Below are 17,752 nucleotides of genomic sequence, written 5' to 3'. Positions count from 1 at the left end.
TCGCCCCTGCGTCGACGGATAGGGCTGCGACGTGTCGGTTGCGTCGCCGCCGCTACAGCATCGCTGATATCCGGTCGCCGGTTGTGCACAGGGGGTGGGGTAGGTCGCTCACCTGCTGCGTCGTGGTGTGCGCGCGGTCACGTCCCTCCCGCGATCCGCCGCGGGCCGGTATCCCGGAACACCCCGACCCGGTCGGGACCGATGCGCGGTACGGAAAACGGGCTCAAACGAAAGTGAGCTCCGGGGCGACATCAGCGCCCCCGATGCGCCGATGTCGCCCCGGAGTCACGACCGCTCGGGGTCTCCCCGCTGACTCCGAACGGCCCCCCGGTGGATCCGTGTGCCCCCCGACGGCACACGCACCCGAAGTCGTCATCTCCAGGAGGTGGAAACCGTGCCGGAAAGCCCCGACACGTCTTTGGATGCAATCCATCGACTGGTTGTGATGCTGATACCAGTGTAATAGAACTCATAGGGAACTGCGTAGCCGCGAACGGAGGACTTTCGTCACAGATTTAATGACTTTGCGTGTATCGTGCCGCTATTGCCTCACTCGAATTGATGATTATTTTCGGCCGTGGCCATGCGCGCTCCCATGAGTTCCCCCAACCCCGAGTAAGGAGCTCCGCGCGCTCCCGAATCCGGGATACTGCGAATTCGGATTCTGGTCATCCCCTCGTCCGGCGACTCCGATTCACCGGAGTCCGTGGCGCGCGACGAAACCTCCGAAACCGCGTACTCGTCCAGGTAGAGGTCCAGCGTCAGTTCCCAGTCCGCATCGTCCTCGCGGAGCTCGGCCGTGGCCACGTCCCGGCTGTCCAACCACTGCGCGCCCTCCAGCTCGCGCAGCCGGTGCACCGGGGTGGCCGCCAGCCGGTCCAGCCGTTCGTGCTCGGAGCGGCGTACCGGAGTCAGCGCTCCGGCGAGCAACCGGTACATCCAACGGGTCCGATCGGGTAGCAGCAGTAGTCCGCGATCGGTGACCAGCAGGTCGTAGAACTCCTCGGCGTAGCGAACCGGGCTCACGATCCCCGAGAGCTTCGGTTCGGGCTCCTCGGCGGCGGGCTGCGCGTGGTCCAGCGGCACCCCGAGATGCACCAGGTGGCGGTGCAGCCCGGGTACGAGCCGTGGATCGAGCACGGCGGGTCGTACCAGCTTGTCGGGGTCCAGCGCACGGCCGTCGGTGAGCTGGACAGTGGAGGGTCCGCCCCAGTCCAGCTCGTGATGAGCACGTTCGGACCTGACCAGCGCGTCGACCACCGCGGCACCGAGCAGCTCGGTCATGGTGTCCACGACGGCTTCGTCCACCAGTTCCGGGGCGAGCCCGGGGTTGAGCGCGGGGTTGATCAGATCCGCCGTCTCTCCTCGGTGAATGGCGGTGAGCACCCCCACCAGGGTCGGCTCCGTCGACACCCCGCTCTGCTCGACGGCCGAGCTCAGCTCACCCGCCTTGACCGCGACGTCGTGCATACCGGCCAGCCTGGCCAGTTCGGGCCAGGGAGTACGTTCCCCGAGGTCGCCCACCAGCAGTCGGTCCTCGATCGCCGGAACATCGCGGCGGGGTTCCCGTATCAGTGCGAGCGCGGGACGATCGTCGGTCTCGTCGGGCTCGTGACCGGCCCGTTTCAACACGTCGAGCCGTTGCGCGACTGTGGGGCGCGCCGCATCCGCGGACTTCTCGGCGGCGATGCTCTCCTTGGCCCGTTCGGCGAGTCCGTGCTTGCGTTCCGGGTGTTCCAGGAACGCCCGGAAGCCGGGCAGGATCTCCGGTGTCCGCCCCACCCGGGTGGCCATGCTCAGGTACTCGGCGCTGTAGTCCTCCCAACCGAGTTCCAGCCCCACCCGCTTGCGCAGCGCCGCCATCGTGGTGCGTTTGCCCGCCAGGCGTACGGCCACGGCATCCCCGCGCATCACTCGTCCACGGGCCAGTGGGGCCGTGATCCGCCTGCAGAGCACGGCGTATCCGCTGAACAGCCACTTGGTGGGGCCACCCACCATGTCGCGTTCCGCCTCGATCACGGCGTTGCGGATCCGGACGGCCAGTGCGTCCAACCCACCGCCCTCCCCCTTGCCGATCTCGTCGGCCAGCACCGCGGACAGTTCGGTCACGGTGAGACCCGCCAACAACGGCAGGCCGAGCTCCAGGTGCGACTCGCTGCGCAGCAAGCCCAACAATCGGGTCCGTTCCCGCATCCGCAGCGTCGGTTCGCACGTCACGCGCAGTTCGTCCGGGCTGTTCGCCTCGGCGGTCTCGGAGACCTTCCGCAGTCTGCGCCACAGCTGTGGCTGTGCCTCACCGTCCACCACCACACCGAGCGGGGGGCGGTGTCCCGCACGCAGTACTCCCCGGAGAACCATCGCTACCGAGGCCCCGACCAGCAGAGCCGCGAATCCGGCCTGCAACCCGTCGCCGAGGTCGTGACGAATCGTGTAGGCCGTGATGCCCACCAGGCCGAGGACCAGTGCTGCCGGTACGACCAAGAATCCGATGTGCAGCGCCACCGCCAGGGCAGCGCGCCATGGGCCACGCACAGTGACAACTCCCGACTGATATTGGTCCGCGAATGCCCGGTCAGGCTAGTCACCTGATGCGCCTCGGCGGTAGGGAGCCCGATGCACCGTCGGATCGTTCCAGTTCACAGGGGTTTTCCGTTGTTTTCGATCCGAGGTCACCACTACGCGTCGTGCCCGTGACCGGGTCGGCAAAGCGGCGTCGATTTCTCGCGAAATCGCCGCGCCGTTGGGGCCAGGGGGCCGGTGTGCGTGGGGCGGTCCGGCCCGGGTGGGTGCCGATTTCTCGCGAAATTGACACCCTCGAGCAGCGGGAGCGCTCCGGCTCCGTCGATTTCCCACGAAATCGCCGCGCCGCTACGACGCGGGGCCGAGCTCCCGCCAACCCCGCAAGATGAACTCAGGCCACTTACGCAGTCGGCACCGCCGCGGGTTCTCCGGTGCGGCTCTCGCGAGGACACCGGAGACGTTGTGTAGGTCGCTACCCGATGTCGCCGGACCCGCAGCGAGAGCCGTGCCAGAGGTTCCGCAACAGCACCACCCACGACCACCGGGCCGAGGAGTCCATGATTCGGGGTTACGCAGCGCGGGTGTCCCCGGTGCGTGAGTCGGATGCATCGCGAGGCCGGGCCGCTCGCCGCGTAGGTCGCTACTCAAGAGCCGGCCCAACGCTCCCAAGACGCCGACTCACGTGCCGGCTACCCGGCCACGTACGTGAGCGCTGCCGTCAGTTCTCACTCAGCAGCCAGATGTCGACGGTACTTCCGGCGGTTACTTCGGTGGTCTCCTCCGGCAACTCCAGCAGGCAGTCGGCCGCGGCCATCCCGGACAGCAGGTGGGATCCCGCCCCGCCACTCGTGGTCACGGTGTCGGTTTCCGGATCGAAGCGGCCCCTGCGGTACTGCCGTTTCCCGCTCGGTGAGCGCAGCGTCTCGGTGAGCGTCACCCGGCGATGCGGACGCCGCGTCTCGCGGTGCCCGCCGGCACGGCGCAGCGCGGGACGGACGAACACCTCGAAGGACACGATCGAACTAACCGGATTCCCCGGCAGCGTGACCACCGGTACGCGGTACCCGGCCACCTCGTAGTATCCCGAGCCCTGCGGCATTCCCGGCTGAATGGCTACCTTGTCGAACCGCACTCCGGAGCCCGCCAGCGCATCCTTGACCACCTCGTAGGCTCCGGCGCTCACCCCGCCGGAGGTCAGGATCAGATCGGTCTCGGCCAAGTGGGGGGTCAGCGCGGCGTGCAGCTCCGAAACCTCGTCGGGAACGAACCGCAGCAGCCTCGCCTCGCCGCCACACTGGCGCACCGCGGCGGCGAGCATGATGCCGTTCGACTCGTAGATCTGGCCCGGCAGCAGCTCCGTGCCCGGTTCGACCAGTTCGGAACCGGTGGAAAGCACCAGCACCCGTGGCGGGCGGCGAATCGGCAGCTCGGCGTTGCCCACGGCCGCGGCCAGCCCCAGCTGGGCCGCTCCCAGCGTCTGGCCCCGTTCGAGGACGACCTGGCCCACGGTTACGTCTTCGCCCGCGCGACGGAGGTTGCTTCCCTCGGGCACCGCGCGGTGCACGGTGACGTGTTCCGTGCCGCCGTCGGTGAGTTCCACCGGTACAGCGGCTTCCGCGCCGGGGGGAAGCCGCGCTCCGGTCATGATCCGGTGTGCGGTGCCCGGTTCCAGCGGCGGGACGTCCACCCGTCCGGCGGGGATGTCGGCGGTCACCGGCAGCGTCACGGGGTGCAGTGAATCCGCCCCGGCCACGTCCGCGGCGCGTACGGCGTAGCCGTCCATCGCCGAGTTGTCGAACGGCGGCAGCGGGATCGGTGCCGTCACGTCCTCGGCGAGTGCCAGCCCCAGACACTCGTCGAGGGGGCAGTGTCGCTCCCGGGTGGCGGCCAGCAGGTTCGAGATCCGCTCGCGGTACTCGTCCACCGGCAGCAGGGTTGAAGTGTCAGTCGTGTGGCCCACGCCCCGATCATCGGACATCGCAAGCCCGATGTCGCCCCCGGCTCGTCGCCACCGGCACACCGCGGTCGGTTTCGACCGGGGTTTCCGGTCGGCCGTTCCAGAGGTGTGCTCGTCGCGGCGTCCGTCCGGCGGTAGCGGTGCGCATGGCAGACTTCGGCGGGGTGATCGTGCTCGGTGAAGTGTCGTGCCGCGGCTGGGGAGGTGATCGTGCAGGTTCGTTCCCGTCATCAGTCCTCGTTCGGCGTGGCCCGTCTCGTGCTCGGCTCGGGAGAGGTGGCGCGTGCCGGATGCGAGGCGATGGCCACCAGTTACGGGGTGACGAGTACCCGTGCCGCGCGTCGAGGTGGCTTCAGAGCGCTGGTGGGTGACTCGATCCCCGAGTCCGCCTACTCGGCCGGGCCGCAGGGCGGGTGGGTCGATGTGGCCCCCAGCTTTCCCGGCGATGTGCACACCATAGAGCTGGACGGCAACAACGACTGGTGCATCGCGCGGGACTCCTGGCTGGCAGCGGCTGGAACGGTGCGACTGGACACCCGATGGCAGGGCTTCCAACCCCTGTTCGGCGGACGCCCCGGGTTTCTCGCGCACGCCACCGGACAGGGACAGCTGGTGCTGGCCTGCTGCGGTGCGCTGGACGTGCACGACCTGCGGTCTGGTGAGTTCGTGACGATCGACACCGGACATCTGGTGGCCTATGTGGACACCGTGCGGTCCCGCTTGCGACAATTCGAACCCGGCCGCGCACAATCCCTGCGGACCGGGGCGGGACTGGTTCTCGATTTCGCCGGTCCGGGGCGGGTGGTGACCCAGACCCGCAATCCGCGCAGATTGTCCTCCTGGCTGCACTCGGCGAGCGGGAACTGATTCCGGGAACACGTTCGTGGTCCCGCACCGGGGAACTCCTCGGATTCCTGCCGGGATTCCCGTGTCGAACGCCGTGATCCGGTGCCTCCCGACGGGACGTTCCTCGGGAAAGATCACCTGAATCGGTCCGATCGAGATCGCGACTTCCACCGTTTCATGCGGTAGCGTAGTGCTTGCTACATCGGCGCCCCAGGCGTCGCGCATCATATTTCAAGGAGGACACCGTGGCGGTCGGCACGGTCAAGTGGTTCAACTCCGAAAAAGGCTACGGATTCATCGCCACCGACAACGGGTCGGATGTCTTCGTGCACTACACGGCGATCGAGATGGACGGATTCCGCACCCTCGACGAGGGGGACCGCGTCGAGTACGAGGTGAAGCCCGGGCGGGACGGGCGGAGTCAAGCGGACGGTGTCCACAAGATTTAACCGGACTGTGTGGCCTCTTTCGTCGTAAGTGGTTCTGTGGCGGAACCTCGCGCTCGGCTCTCGCTCCGGGAGGCCCGACATCGGGTAGCCACCTACACAACCTCGGGCCTTCCTCGCGAGAGCCGAGCCGCACGCGAGAACCCGCGGCGGTGCCGAATGCGAGGGTGGCCGGAGCTCTGCCTGCGGGCGTGGTGGGAGCTCGGCCGGCGGGAGTTGATGGAGGGGCGGCCTCGCACCCCTGCCGGCGCGGCGATTTCGCGAGAAATTGACGCCGCCCCGACGGCGAGCCGCCGCACCCGTTCGAAGAGCGGGCGGTTGTCGCGGGAACTGCTCCACTCGGATGGTGTGACGGCCGCACCGGCGGACGGTGATGCGGCCGGAGCGTTAGGCTGATCGGCGTGTCGGAAGACCTCACCGGGCGCCGTCTCGGCCACTACAAGATCGATGGAGTTCTCGGTCGCGGTGGCATGAGTGTCATGTACCGCGCCACCGATGTCCGTCTGGGGCGCAAGGTCGCCCTGAAGGTGATGGGTGAGCACATCACCGGGGACGGTGAGTTCCGTGAACGTTTCGTGGACGAGGCGCGCAACACCTCGGCCATCGACCACGCCAACATCGTTCCGCTCTACGACTTCGGTGAAGTCGACGGGATGCTCTACATCGCTATGCGGCTGGTCGACGGGTCCGACCTCGCCAGCCTCATCTCGGAAGGGCCGATAGCCCCGAACCGCGCGGTCGAACTGCTGGGGCAGGTGGCCGAGGCGCTCGACACCCTGCACGAACAGGGGCTGGTGCATCTCGATCTCAAACCGGCCAACGTGCTGGTCACCTCCAGGGAGGCGTCGCACGAACACGTCTACCTGGCCGACTTCGGGCTCACCAGGCGCGGCGCCACCGGGCATCGGACGAGCACCGGTGATTTCCTCGGCTCGCCCACCTACGCGGCACCGGAGCATCTGCGTGGCGAGTCCGTCGACGGCAGGACCGATCTCTACGCGCTGGCTTGCATGCTGTTCGCCTGTCTGACCGGCGGCGCCCCCTACAAGGGCGAGGTGCAGGAGGTCATCCAGGGACATCTCCAGCTGGATCCTCCCCGGGTCACTTCCCGCGTGGCGCTGCCTCCCGCGATCGACGACGTGCTGCGCCGAGGGATGGGCAAGACGCCCGAGCAACGCTACGGCAACTGCAAGGAGCTCGTCGCCGCCACCAGGAACGCGTTGAGCCCGTTGGGGAAGCAGGGCGACCAGCCGCCGCGCCCGGCCGCTCCGGAGGCGGCACCCTCGGCTTCGCAACCACCACCTTCCGGCCCGCACCCCATGTCCTCCGGGCCGGTTCCACCTCCGCCCCACTCGCAGCCCCAGCCGACGGCGCCCCCCGGTACGCCTCCCGGCGGAATGCCGCCTCCCGGCCCTCCTGCCGGCGCCGCGGGCGGCCCGGGGGCACCCGTCGGTCCGGGAGCGGCACCTGGTGGGACGCCGCCCGTCGGTGGCCCCAGGCAGCCGATGCCTCCCGGAGCCCCGCAGCAGGGGCCGGGTGAACCGGTGCGGTTGCGTCCGCCGATGCCCGCGCAGTCCGCGTCCTTCGCCAAGAAGTCGGACAGCACCGCCCGCTGGCTGGTTCCGGTGCTGGCGATATCGGTGTTCACCGTGATCGTGGTGATTTTAATCATCGCGTTCGGCTAGTACCCGCCGGTCGTCGCTGTTCGCGGCGGCTGCGCTTCGTCGGGGAACCGGCCTCGTGGCCCCGGGAGCACCGGATGCTTCCCGGCGTCCCGGTGCGGTCCGCGCCGGACATTTTCCCCGAAAGCGTTCCACCCACTGGCTTGCACTCGTTGCCGGTGAGTGCTAAACACGATACTGGCACTCAGTAGGGGTGAGTGCCAGGTCGGGACGGTGAGGCCGTAGCCGCGCATTCACGTGGTGACCGGTCGTCCGTCGCGGGCACCGAGCCTGGCCGAGCACGAGTCCTGCCGTGGAATCCGCTGATCCCACGGCGTCCAAAAAGCTGGAGGACCACACCGCAATGGCCAAGATGATCGCGTTCGACGAGGACGCCCGCCGCGGTCTTGAGCGTGGCATGAATTCCCTCGCCGACGCCGTCAAGGTGACGCTCGGCCCCAAGGGCCGCAACGTCGTGCTCGAAAAGAAGTGGGGCGCGCCGACCATCACCAACGATGGCGTCTCCATCGCCAAGGAGATCGAGCTCGAGGACCCCTGGGAGAAGATCGGGGCCGAGCTGGTCAAGGAGGTCGCCAAGAAGACCGACGACGTCGCCGGTGACGGCACCACCACCGCCACCGTCCTGGCCCAGGCGCTGGTGCGCGAGGGCCTGCGCAACGTCGCGGCAGGTGCCAGCCCCACCGCTCTGAAGCGGGGCATCGAGAAGGCCACCGAGGCCGTCGCCGAGCAGCTGCTCAAGAACGCCACGGAGATCGAGACCAAGGAGCAGATCGCCGCGACCGCCGCGATCTCGGCAGGCGACTCCCAGATCGGCGAGCTCATCGCGGAGGCGATGGACAAGGTCGGCAAGGAAGGCGTCATCACCGTCGAGGAGAGCAACACCTTCGGGCTCGAGCTGGAGCTCACCGAGGGCATGCGCTTCGACAAGGGCTACGTCTCGCCCTACTTCGTGACCGACCAGGAGCGGATGGAGGCGTCGCTGGACGACCCCTACATCCTGCTGCTGAGCTCGAAGATCTCCAACATCAAGGATCTTCTCCCGCTGCTGGAGAAGGTCATGCAGTCCAACAAGCCGCTGCTGATCATCGCCGAGGACATCGAGGGTGAGGCCCTGCCGACCCTGATCGTCAACAACATGCGCGGCACCTTCAAGTCCGTGGCCGTGAAGGCACCGGGCTTCGGCGACCGCCGCAAGGCGATGCTGCAGGACATGGCCATCCTGACCGGTGGCCAGGTCATCAGCGAGGAGGTCGGCCTCAAGCTGGACAGCGCCGACCTGTCCATGCTGGGTCGCGCCCGCAAGGTCGTGGTCAGCAAGGACGAGACCACCATCATCGACGGTGTCGGTGACGACGAGCAGATCTCCGGCAGGGTCAACGAGATCCGTGCCGAGATCGAGCGCTCGGACTCCGACTACGACCGCGAGAAGCTGCAGGAGCGGCTGGCCAAGCTGGCCGGCGGTGTCGCCGTCATCAAGGCCGGTGCCGCCACTGAGGTCGAGCTCAAGGAGCGCAAGCACCGCATCGAGGACGCGGTGCGCAACGCCAAGGCCGCCGTGGAGGAGGGCGTTCTCGCCGGCGGTGGTGTGGCGCTGCTGCAGGCCGCCGTTTCCGCCTTCGACAACCTCAAGCTGGAGGGCGACGAGGCCACCGGTGCCAACAGCGTCCGTACCGCTGTCGAGGGCCCGCTCAAGCAGATCGCGGTCAACTCCGGTCTCGAGGGCGGCGTCGTGGTCGAGAAGGTCAAGGGGCTCTCCCCCGGACACGGCCTCAACGCGGCCACCGGCGAGTACGAGGACCTGATCCAGGCAGGCGTCATCGACCCGGCCAAGGTGACCCGTTCCGCCATGCAGAACGCTTCCTCGATCGCCGGTCTGTTCCTGACGACCGAGGCCGTTGTCGCCGACAAGCCGGAGAAGAACGGCGGCGGCGATGCCGGCGGCGGTGACCCGACCGGCGGCATGGGCGGCATGGGTGGCATGGGCGGCATGATGTGACGTCCGGCTAGGACGTTCTCGCCGCTGTCGCCGTCGCCGACGGCGACAGCCACCGGCACCATCCGAGCATGTGCCTTACGGAGGGCCGTTCCCGAACGGGAGCGGCCCTCCGTTGCGTCCGGCGGGAAGTCGCCGCCCCGGTCAAGCTGATCCGGGTGCGCTGCTGGTCCCGCCGCTCGATGATGGACGAGTCGCGCGGACGTGGCGTGCTTGACGTTGACAGTTCGATCGAGTGAGTAGCTCTCACACTTCCGGGGAGTAACGGTGCGCCGTACGTCCCCCGAAACGGGCCACCGGTTAGAACCCGGCCGGGGCATCATGATTCACTCTGTGCTGCCGCTCCACGGTTTCCGGCGAGTGTGGTCGCAGTGTTCCTTCCCCGAATCAGAGGAGGCGTCGTGAACCGCTTCCGGCGAACTTCCCGCCGTTCGGCGGTGCTGGCGTCGTTGGCGTGCGTGCTCGCTCTCCTGTTGGCGGGCTGCACCGGCGATCAGCCTCCCGATTCGGACGAGACCGACCGGTCCGGGACGGGCACGGCCGCTCCGTCATCCGGTGGTGGCGAACTTCCCGACGTGGTGCCGCAGCCGACCAGCATGGTTCCCAACGGTGGGGACGTGCGAGTGTCGGGCAAGGTCGCCCTGGTCACCGATCCCACTGTGAAACCGTGGACCCGTAGCCTCGCGGTGCGGGTGCTGCGCGCCATCGGTGCCGAGGAGGTCGTCGTGCGGGAGCCCGGTCGCCCCGTCGATGACTCCGACCTGCGGGTTCGGCTGGGGAGCCGTTGGTCGCCCACGATACGCAAGACCTTCCAGGATACCGAGCTGGACTTCCCCGACGGGGACGAGAAACTGGCATCCGAGGGCTACGCGATATCGGTACGTGACGGTCAGAGCCCCGCCGTCGTACTCGGTGGGATGGACCCGGCGGGCGCCTACTACGCCGTGCAGACGCTGCGGCAGCTCGCCACACCCGGGCGGGTCGCGGGAGTCGCTGTTCTCGACGAGCCGGAGATGTCCACTCGCGGAGTGATCGAAGGCTTCTACGGCAGTCCGTGGACCCACGCCGAGCGGATGGACCAGCTCGCGTTCTACGGTTCCGTCAAGTTGAACAGCTACGTCTACGCACCGAAGGACGACCCGTATCACCGCGACCGGTGGCGCGATCCCTACCCGGCCGACCGATTGCGGCGGTTGGGTGAGCTGCAGCAGCAGGCCACGCAGCACCACGTCAAATTCACGTTCGCGCTCTCGCCCGGTAAGTCGATCTGCTTCTCCGACCCGGACGACTGGCGTGCGCTGACGGACAAGCTCCAGTCGTTGTACGACATCGGTATCCGCAGCTTCTCGGTACCGTTCGACGACATCGACTACGCCGAGTGGAACTGCGAGTCGGACCGCGCCGAGTACGGTGCGTCCTCCGCACGTGCGGCGGGGGTGGCGCAGGCACGGCTGCTCAACCGGTTGCAGCGTGAGTTCCTCGGCACTCATGTCGGGACGACGCCGCTGCAGACGGTGCCGACCGAGTACTCCGACACCGAGAACTCGCCGTACAAAACCGCGATTCGACAGCGGCTGGATCCAGCGGTCGAGGTGATGTGGACCGGTGAGGGAGTGATCCCGGACGGCATCACCGTCGACGACGCGGCCTCGGCCGAGCAGGTGTGGGGCAGGAAGCCGTTGCTCTGGGACAACTATCCGGTCAACGACTACGACGCCACCGAGGGGCTGATGATGCTCGGCCCCTACGCCGAACGGCAACCGGGGCTGGGGCTGCGACTCGCCGGGCTGGTGATCAACCCGATGAACCAGGCCGCCGCGAGCAAGGTGGTCGAGATCTCGGCGGCGGACTTCGCGTGGAACAGCACCGACTTCGACGAGCAACGGGCCTGGCGCGAGGCCGCCGAGTACCTGGCCGGCGATCGTTTCCGGGGTGACGAACAGCGCCTGTCCCCGGAAAGCGGGACGGTCAACGCCTTGATGGTCTTCTTCGACCTCAACCACACCGCTGTGCTGCCGGACGGTGAGCCGTGGCTGGAGCCCGCGCCGGAGTTGCGGCGTCGACTGGACGAGTTCCGCGAGGCGTGGAACGGTGACGCCTCGAACCGGCAGGGGGCGGTGTCCGAGCTGCGTGGTTACGCGCGGTCGATCGCCGAGGCCCCCGAGAGGATCCGGAAGGGCACCCCGGAGGATTTCGTCTCCGATGTGCGGCCCTGGTTGCGGGCCACTGATCTCTGGGGCGACGCCCTGCTGGCCACACTGGACGGACTGTCCGCGCGGGCTTCGGGGGATTCGGAGACCGCTTCCGAGGAGTTCCGCCGGGCCGCGGAGCTGGCCGACCGCGCGGGTTCGGTGCGTACCGTCGAGGGCGAGACACTGCCGCAGGGGCCGGTGCGCCTCGCGGACGGTGTGCTCGACGACTTCGTCCGCCAGGCCCCCGACATGCGGTGAGCTTCCGCCCGGAGCGTGGTCCGGTTCCGGTGTCTCAAGCCTCCGGGACTATCAGCCAGCAGGCCAGGTAGATCAGCAGTCCGGTGCCGAATCCCACCAGCGTGGCGGCGACCAGCACGATGCGCACGATCGTGACGTCGATGCCGAACAGTTCCGCGGCGCCGCCGCAGACGCCCGCGATCATTCGTTCGTCGCGGCTGCGGCGGAAGCGGTGCTCGCGGTGCTGCCCCGTCGGGGCCTGCTCTTCCGTGCCGGTTGGCGGTTGTACGGGCTTTTCCTGGTTCGTCATGACTTCAGTGAACCCGTCCGAGCGGCGTGACGACTCCGGGAAGTGCCCTGACCCGTCCCGTAGTCCCGAGGGAGCTACCCCGAGACACCCCGGCGATTTCGCGAGAAATTGACACCGAGTTGGCGACTGGTCTCGGCAGCCGGCACACCCGGCCCGGCTCCGCCGCGTCCCTAAGCCACCGGGGGCCGAAATATGTCCAGCAGATCGGTCTCCCGCTCCTGCCAGCGGTCGTAGAGCACGTCGCTGCCGTAACGCGCCACCAGCTGGCTCTCTCCCCGGGAGATCGGCAGCAGGGTGATCAGGCGCAGCACGGCCTCGCCCGAACTGTCGCGGACCACGTCGAAGTCCTCGCCCAGGTAGGGGTGCGGGGCCGCCAGGGCTCCGCTGATCGAGGTGTCCGGAAGCAGTGCCCGATCGTTCATGATGAGCGCTCCCGGCCCCACGCGGCTGTTCGACTCCTCGAGCAGCTCCGCGACGACACCGGTGAGGTGCCGTGCGTACAGCTCCTGTCCGTTGTGCAGGGTGCAGACCAGCTCGTGCGGCAGCGGGGCTCCGGCGGTACGTGAACGCAGCCCGCTGGTCAGCACCGAGACGTGCCCGCCGTGCGGTGGATCGCAGTACACCAGGTGGTATCCCCGCTCCCGTGAGCCCGCCTCCGGGCTGTCCGCTCCGCGGATCCTGCCGAGGTAGTGCTCGACATGCGCGGGGAATTCACTGAACCGGCTCAAGATCCACCTCGGCTGTAGTTCGTTCCGCCACGTCAAGTATGCCCCCCGCTGATCCGCGGCGGTTCCTCCTTCGCGATTCCGCTCGCGGATCACGACCTCCGCTCGGCATATCGTGCTCGCCCGGCCGGTGTTTCACCGGCGGGCACGCATTCCGGGAAGTGGACACGCACCGGAATCGTATGAGCACCGAAAGTCCTAGAATCAGTGGGATGAACTCTCCGGAGGACGTTTCGGCGGCACTGCGCGGGACCGGCTACCTGCCCGACGAGGGCATAGCCACTGCCGCCTTTCTCGCGGGCAGGATGCGCCGGCCGCTGTTGTGCGAGGGCGAACCGGGTACCGGTAAGACGGCGCTGGCTCACGCGCTCTCGGCCGCTCACGGGGTCGAGCTGATCCGATTGCAGTGCCACGAGGGGATCGACGCTTCCCAGGCACTGTACGAATGGGACTTTCCCAGGCAGTTGTTGCACCTGCGCACGCTGGAGGCGGCCGCCGATGGCGGCCTCGACGCGGAGGCGGCCGAGGCGTCGCTGTACACCTCGCGGTTCCTGCTGGCCCGTCCGCTGTTGCGAGCGTTGCGCGAGACCCCCTGCGTGCTGCTGGTGGACGAGATAGATCGTGCCGACGACGAGTTCGAGGCGTTCCTGCTGGAGATCCTTTCGGACTACACGGTGACCATCCCCGAGTTCGGTGTGGTGGCCGCGGCGGAACCGCCGCTGGTGGTGTTGACCTCCAACCGCACTCGTGAGATTCACGACGCCCTGAAGCGGCGCTGCCTCTACCACTGGTTGGAGCACCCCGATCCGGAGCGCGAGGTGAGCATTCTGCGCAGCAGGGTTCCCGAACTGGACCGGCGGCTGGCCGAGCAGGTGGCCGGTGCGGTGCGCCGGATGCGTTCGCTCGAACTGCTCAAGCCGCCGGGCGTGGCGGAGTCCATCGACTGGGCGAGTGCGCTGCTCGCGCTCGGCAGGACGGAGTTGGACACCGAGACGGCCGCCCGGACACTCGGCGCGGTGCTGAAATACCGCGAGGACGCCCAACGCGTGCATGCCGCGGGCGGGCTGCTCGACTTCGAGTCCTGAGGAGCGGCTCGGCGGTTTCGCGGGCCGACTCCGAGGGGGGTTGGCAAACGGGATCGATGACGTGTATAGTTACCTTTGGTCGTTGAGTTTCTGGGTTCGTGTTTGTGCACGCTCGCAGGATGTTGATGCGGGCGAGCTGCTGTCTTTGGTTGTAGCTGGAGTAGTTGCCGTCTGAGATCCGCCGACCCGGGAGTCCGCAGGGTGTGGTCTCTCGTCATACGTCAACTCTCGCTAGGAGACAGACATGACACAGGGAACCGTGAAGTGGTTCAACTCGGAAAAGGGCTTCGGCTTCATCGCTCCTGACGAGGGCGGGCCGGACGTCTTCGTGCACTACTCGGCGATTGACGCCTCGGGTTTCCGTACCCTGGAGGAGAACCAGCAGGTGGACTACGAGTCCAGCCAGGGCAGCAAGGGCCCGCAGGCCGACGTGGTTCGCGCGCTCTGAGTTCGCTCACTGAGCTTTTCTTCCGGTGGCTCCCCGTCCGAGCGGATGGGGAGCCACCGGCATTTCGGGCGATCGACTACGCCCGACATCATCTCGCAGACCACCCGGCCGTTCGGTACTTCGTTCGAGTGGTTCCAAGGAGCACTATCAGTACTACGAAACCCTCGCGTCACGTTCGGCCCCAGAGCCACGGCAAGATGGGCAACCGCCCGGTGCCGTCATCCCGCGGACGCGCTCCCATTCCCGAGACGGTCAGCACGGTTCAGTTCCTCGAACCGGCGCACACCCGGGAACTGCCCGAGCAGCCCTCCACGGTCGCTGATCACAGCGACGCCGCCATGCGCGGACTGCGCACCCCGTTCGACACCGATCCCTTTCGGGAACCCTGAACGGCACGATGCGTCCCCGTGCTTATGGGGCGGATTCCGAGACCGTTGCCGATATCGCCAGGGGTGCGTGAAGCGAGTTCTTTTCCGAGATCGGCGCTCCTCCCACTGCACGTCGAGCTCGACCGTTCATGCGGAGTACCTGTCGCACAGCTCCCGCATCGTGCGTTTTCGAGCACCTGGCAGTGGTTGGTTCCGGCTGTGCCGGATTTCGGGGCGGGCGCCCATTACTACAGAGGTAGCCCGGGGCGCACCGTCCACGTGACGGAGGCAATGGCCGGTGTTCGATCCGGCGATTTCGCGAGAAATCGACGCCCGGCCGGTGGCGAGGACGAGCTCTGTGCTCGCAGTGGCCCACGTTCACCGATGCGGTGAGTCCGACCTGGTTCGACTGATCGCACAGCGCGACACGGCGCTTCGGACACGTCCGAAGGCGCTGCTCATGTGTGCTCACCGTTGTCGTGAGCGAGGGAGCCATCCCTTGGAGTTGAACACGGTGATCACCGTGGCCAGCAGCAGCATGCTCAAGGCCACCCACGCCACTCGCTCGATCACGCCGACCAGCTGCAGTACGCCCAGTGTGACCACCAGGCAGCATCCTCCGAGCACGATCGCCAGCGCCCGCGTCGGTGTCATGTGTGGCTCCCGCTCATCCGAACGGATTGCAGACGACCCCGCCCGGAGTGAACGGGGGAGCTCCGATCAGGTAGATATAGCTCCAGCCGTTGTCGTGTTCGCAGGCGATGACCATTCCGATCAGGATGCTGAACGCGCCCGCGATGATCCCCGCGGCCGGTCCGGAAGTTCCCGCGCCGACCGCGGTAGCCACCCCGCCCGCTGTGATCAAACCACCGGTGACCTTGTTGCACAGGTAGGAATCCATGCCCAGTTCCCAGCCGTACCAGTGGTGTTTGATGTAGCCGTGCTCGCCGCGCCACACACCACGGGCGACCGTCCTCGCCTCCTCGGGAGATGGTTGGTGCTCGGCGGTGTTGAACTTGGCCAGGGCCGTGCGCAGCTCGTGAAGCTGCTCCTCGGGGATGTCGGTCAGAACCTTCTCGGGAGCATCCAAGACCGCCCCCTGCCCCCCGTGGATGACGTAGGGATCGAGTACGGCCACGGTATTGGCCAGTTCTCCCCGCGCGGTTGTTGTCAACGGTTCGTCCTCGTCGTTCGGAAGCCGCAGTCGACATCGGTGTTCCCCAGCGGCTACGGGCAAGATCGAAGTCGAACGTGCCAGAGCGCTTCGGTGCTGTGGGGGATGGCGACTATCTCAGCCACTTTCGTGTGAGGCGTGTAGGAGTGCGGAGACAGCGGCTAGGCGGCGATTTCTCGCGAAATCGCCGCCGCCCCACTGCCCTGCCGCATCCCGTCGAGCCACTACGCTCGTCGCGTGGGAGGGCTGTCACTCACAGCCGGGGTGATCGCGCAGGTCGAACATCCGCAGGCAGAACGGGTCGGGAGTCAGCTCGTGCGGGCTCCACGCGTCGGGAACGCCGCGATCCAGGCAGTGCATGAGGTCGGGCACGGAATCGGAGCCGTGCGCGACGTCGACGTCGACACCGAGCGTTCCGGCCTCGGTGGGGGAGTCGAGGTAGAGTCTCGCCCACTGTGTCTCGTTGTCGAGCAGCCACGCGAACCCGGCAAGCCGGGTCGTACCGTCGGGCGGCAGCGGTGCCGGGCCTCGGAACGCGGCGGTGAGCAGGGTGCCGCGCAGCGCGTCCTGGAACATGTCCAGTGGAGGGTCGTCGAGGAACTCGCGGCTGTCGCGCACGGCCATTCCGTGCAGTTCCCCCACGGTGTCGAGTCGGTCGAACCGCCTCCTGCTGTGCCTGCGCAGCGATTCCGAGCGCCGCAGCACCAGCAGCACGTCCTCGAAACCGCGCGGACGACCGTCCGATAGCGACAGTGGTATCCGCAGTGCGTACTGCTCGATCAGCTGGTTCCACGGCGCCAGCCCCACCCAGAGCGCGTCCGGCTCGGGGCGCACGACCGCTCGAACGGTGGCGCCGGAGCCCGGCGAGATCCCCATGGCGAGAGCGGCGAGGTCGCGGACCAGCGCCGCATATGCGTGGTCGGCTTCCGAGTCGGTGGGGTTTGTGTCCGTCGTCGAAGGCGTCATCGGCTCTTCTGCACGCTCAACCAGAGCGTCAGGAAACAGAAGCCGAACACCAGGAACGGGCCTATGACGGTCGCGTAATTTCGCGGAGTGAGAATGTGCAGAATTACCATCGCGATCGCCACGCCGAAAAAGAGGAAAGCCGCTGCACTGGACCAGATCCTGGTTGACTTCTCGGAACTTCCCGTCGGGTCGGCCACGGTGGGTCAGTGTAGCAGCGAGATCGTTGTGGAACACCGCGTGCCGTGCCGGAGGTGAATTGATTCGGTCCTCGGCAGCGGTACGCGGCGACCATCGCTTTTCCGGAGACCGGCACAACGAATTCATAACGCGGTGGAAACCGCGACGGTGCCGGTCGGCGATCCCGGCGAGACCGCCGTGTTTCGGGCGTGTTCTTCGGTCCGGCTATTCCGCTGTGGTCCCTTCCGGATCGAGCACGGTTTTCCAGGACGTCTCCTGCGGTTCGGTCATTCCCCCGATCACGAACTCGCCGTCCTCGTTGAAAATCGGTCCTCCCGCCTGGGCGGTAGCCGCGGCCTGCGCGAGCGTGGCGTGCGCCTGGGCATAGGCCACGTAGGTGCGTTCCTTCTCCTGGTCGTGCTGCTCCGGTGCTTCGGTCAGCAGGCGTTGCGCGGTCTTGAAGTGTTCGGGCCCAGTCATACCGGCAACCCTGCCAGACCGGGATCCGGCCTCACACGGGAGTGTAAAACGCGCTCCGGAAGCCCCTGGGGCTTCGTCGTCGACGAGCTGCCGCTGCCCGGGCGGGCTCGGCGATGCCGGACGGCGCACTACCGGACGGGTAGTAC

General features: G+C 67.6%; 17 protein-coding genes. 8 read left to right on the top strand and 9 right to left on the bottom strand.

What is annotated here, in order from left to right:
• Positions 1-549: 549 nt before the first annotated feature.
• Together BM150_RS13960 and moeA are read right to left on the bottom strand one after the other, a co-directional pair.
• Positions 550-2,532, bottom strand: coding sequence for a M48 family metallopeptidase (locus BM150_RS13960; RefSeq protein WP_092927685.1), 1,983 nt, complete (start codon positions 2,530-2,532; stop codon positions 550-552).
• Positions 2,533-3,238: 706 nt separating this feature from the next.
• The gene (gene moeA / locus BM150_RS13955; RefSeq protein WP_092927684.1) at positions 3,239-4,498 is read right to left on the bottom strand and encodes a molybdopterin molybdotransferase MoeA; all 1,260 of its coding nucleotides are present in this window, start codon (positions 4,496-4,498) and stop codon (positions 3,239-3,241) included.
• 189 nt (positions 4,499-4,687) lie between these two features.
• On the opposite strand from moeA, the gene BM150_RS13950 reads away from it, so the two are divergent.
• From BM150_RS13950 to BM150_RS13930, 5 genes are all read left to right on the top strand, one after another.
• Positions 4,688-5,344, top strand: a complete 657-nt coding sequence (locus BM150_RS13950; protein ID WP_092927797.1) for an AIM24 family protein — start codon at positions 4,688-4,690, stop codon at positions 5,342-5,344.
• Between the two features lie 224 nt (positions 5,345-5,568).
• Positions 5,569-5,772 (top strand): cold-shock protein, encoded by a 204-nt coding sequence (locus tag BM150_RS13945; protein WP_092628981.1) that lies wholly within the window; start codon positions 5,569-5,571, stop codon positions 5,770-5,772.
• 398 nt (positions 5,773-6,170) lie between these two features.
• Positions 6,171-7,454 (top strand): serine/threonine protein kinase, encoded by a 1,284-nt coding sequence (locus tag BM150_RS13940; protein WP_092927683.1) that lies wholly within the window; start codon positions 6,171-6,173, stop codon positions 7,452-7,454.
• Between the two features lie 340 nt (positions 7,455-7,794).
• Positions 7,795-9,447, top strand: a complete 1,653-nt coding sequence (gene groL, locus BM150_RS13935) for a chaperonin GroEL (RefSeq protein WP_092629228.1) — start codon at positions 7,795-7,797, stop codon at positions 9,445-9,447.
• A gap of 398 nt (positions 9,448-9,845) precedes the next feature.
• Positions 9,846-11,894 carry a glycoside hydrolase family 84 protein gene (locus tag BM150_RS13930; protein ID WP_175496820.1) on the top strand — a complete coding sequence of 683 codons (2,049 nt, stop codon included), beginning with the start codon at positions 9,846-9,848 and terminating at the stop codon, positions 11,892-11,894.
• 34 nt (positions 11,895-11,928) lie between these two features.
• Here BM150_RS13930 and BM150_RS13925 read toward each other — a convergent pair whose 3' ends face one another.
• Both BM150_RS13925 and BM150_RS13920 read right to left on the bottom strand, forming a co-directional pair.
• Positions 11,929-12,183 (bottom strand): PspC domain-containing protein, encoded by a 255-nt coding sequence (locus tag BM150_RS13925; protein ID WP_092927682.1) that lies wholly within the window; start codon positions 12,181-12,183, stop codon positions 11,929-11,931.
• A gap of 170 nt (positions 12,184-12,353) precedes the next feature.
• Positions 12,354-12,911 (bottom strand): suppressor of fused domain protein, encoded by a 558-nt coding sequence (locus BM150_RS13920; protein ID WP_092927795.1) that lies wholly within the window; start codon positions 12,909-12,911, stop codon positions 12,354-12,356.
• Between the two features lie 209 nt (positions 12,912-13,120).
• Between BM150_RS13920 and BM150_RS13915 the strand changes: the two genes are divergently transcribed.
• The 3 genes from BM150_RS13915 to BM150_RS13905 all read left to right on the top strand — a co-directional run bounded on the left by BM150_RS13915 (position 13,121) and on the right by BM150_RS13905 (position 14,830).
• Entirely contained in the window at positions 13,121-13,993 is an 873-nt protein-coding gene (locus BM150_RS13915; protein WP_217641634.1) for an AAA family ATPase, read from the top strand.
• A gap of 244 nt (positions 13,994-14,237) precedes the next feature.
• On the top strand, positions 14,238-14,441 hold the full coding sequence (locus BM150_RS13910) for a cold-shock protein (RefSeq protein WP_092927680.1): 204 nt from the start codon (positions 14,238-14,240) through the stop codon (positions 14,439-14,441).
• 197 nt (positions 14,442-14,638) lie between these two features.
• Positions 14,639-14,830 carry a hypothetical protein gene (locus BM150_RS13905; RefSeq protein WP_092927679.1) on the top strand — a complete coding sequence of 64 codons (192 nt, stop codon included), beginning with the start codon at positions 14,639-14,641 and terminating at the stop codon, positions 14,828-14,830.
• A 447-nt stretch (positions 14,831-15,277) separates the two neighbouring features.
• Here the strand turns inward: BM150_RS13905 and BM150_RS13900 are convergent, their stop codons facing one another.
• The 5 genes from BM150_RS13900 to BM150_RS13880 form a co-directional block, all read right to left on the bottom strand.
• Positions 15,278-15,463 (bottom strand): hypothetical protein, encoded by a 186-nt coding sequence (locus BM150_RS13900; RefSeq protein ID WP_092927678.1) that lies wholly within the window; start codon positions 15,461-15,463, stop codon positions 15,278-15,280.
• A 13-nt stretch (positions 15,464-15,476) separates the two neighbouring features.
• Entirely contained in the window at positions 15,477-15,983 is a 507-nt protein-coding gene (locus BM150_RS13895) for a hypothetical protein (protein ID WP_139219530.1), read from the bottom strand.
• 249 nt (positions 15,984-16,232) lie between these two features.
• Positions 16,233-16,949, bottom strand: a complete 717-nt coding sequence (locus tag BM150_RS13890) for a hypothetical protein (RefSeq protein ID WP_092927676.1) — start codon at positions 16,947-16,949, stop codon at positions 16,233-16,235.
• Positions 16,946-17,146: a hypothetical protein gene (locus BM150_RS13885; protein ID WP_092927675.1), complete on the bottom strand. Its 201-nt coding sequence runs from the start codon at positions 17,144-17,146 to the stop codon at positions 16,946-16,948. Before BM150_RS13885 ends, BM150_RS13890 begins: the two co-directional genes overlap by 4 nt.
• A 205-nt stretch (positions 17,147-17,351) precedes the next feature.
• Positions 17,352-17,606: a hypothetical protein gene (locus BM150_RS13880; protein WP_092927674.1), complete on the bottom strand. Its 255-nt coding sequence runs from the start codon at positions 17,604-17,606 to the stop codon at positions 17,352-17,354.
• Positions 17,607-17,752 lie beyond the last annotated feature (146 nt).

This window comes from Actinopolyspora alba, from assembly GCF_900112765.1.
Taxonomy (GTDB): Bacteria; Actinomycetota; Actinomycetes; order Mycobacteriales; family Pseudonocardiaceae; genus Actinopolyspora; species Actinopolyspora alba.
The sequence above is the reverse complement of the archived record's forward strand: the minus strand, read 5'-3'. Positions and strand labels throughout refer to the sequence as shown.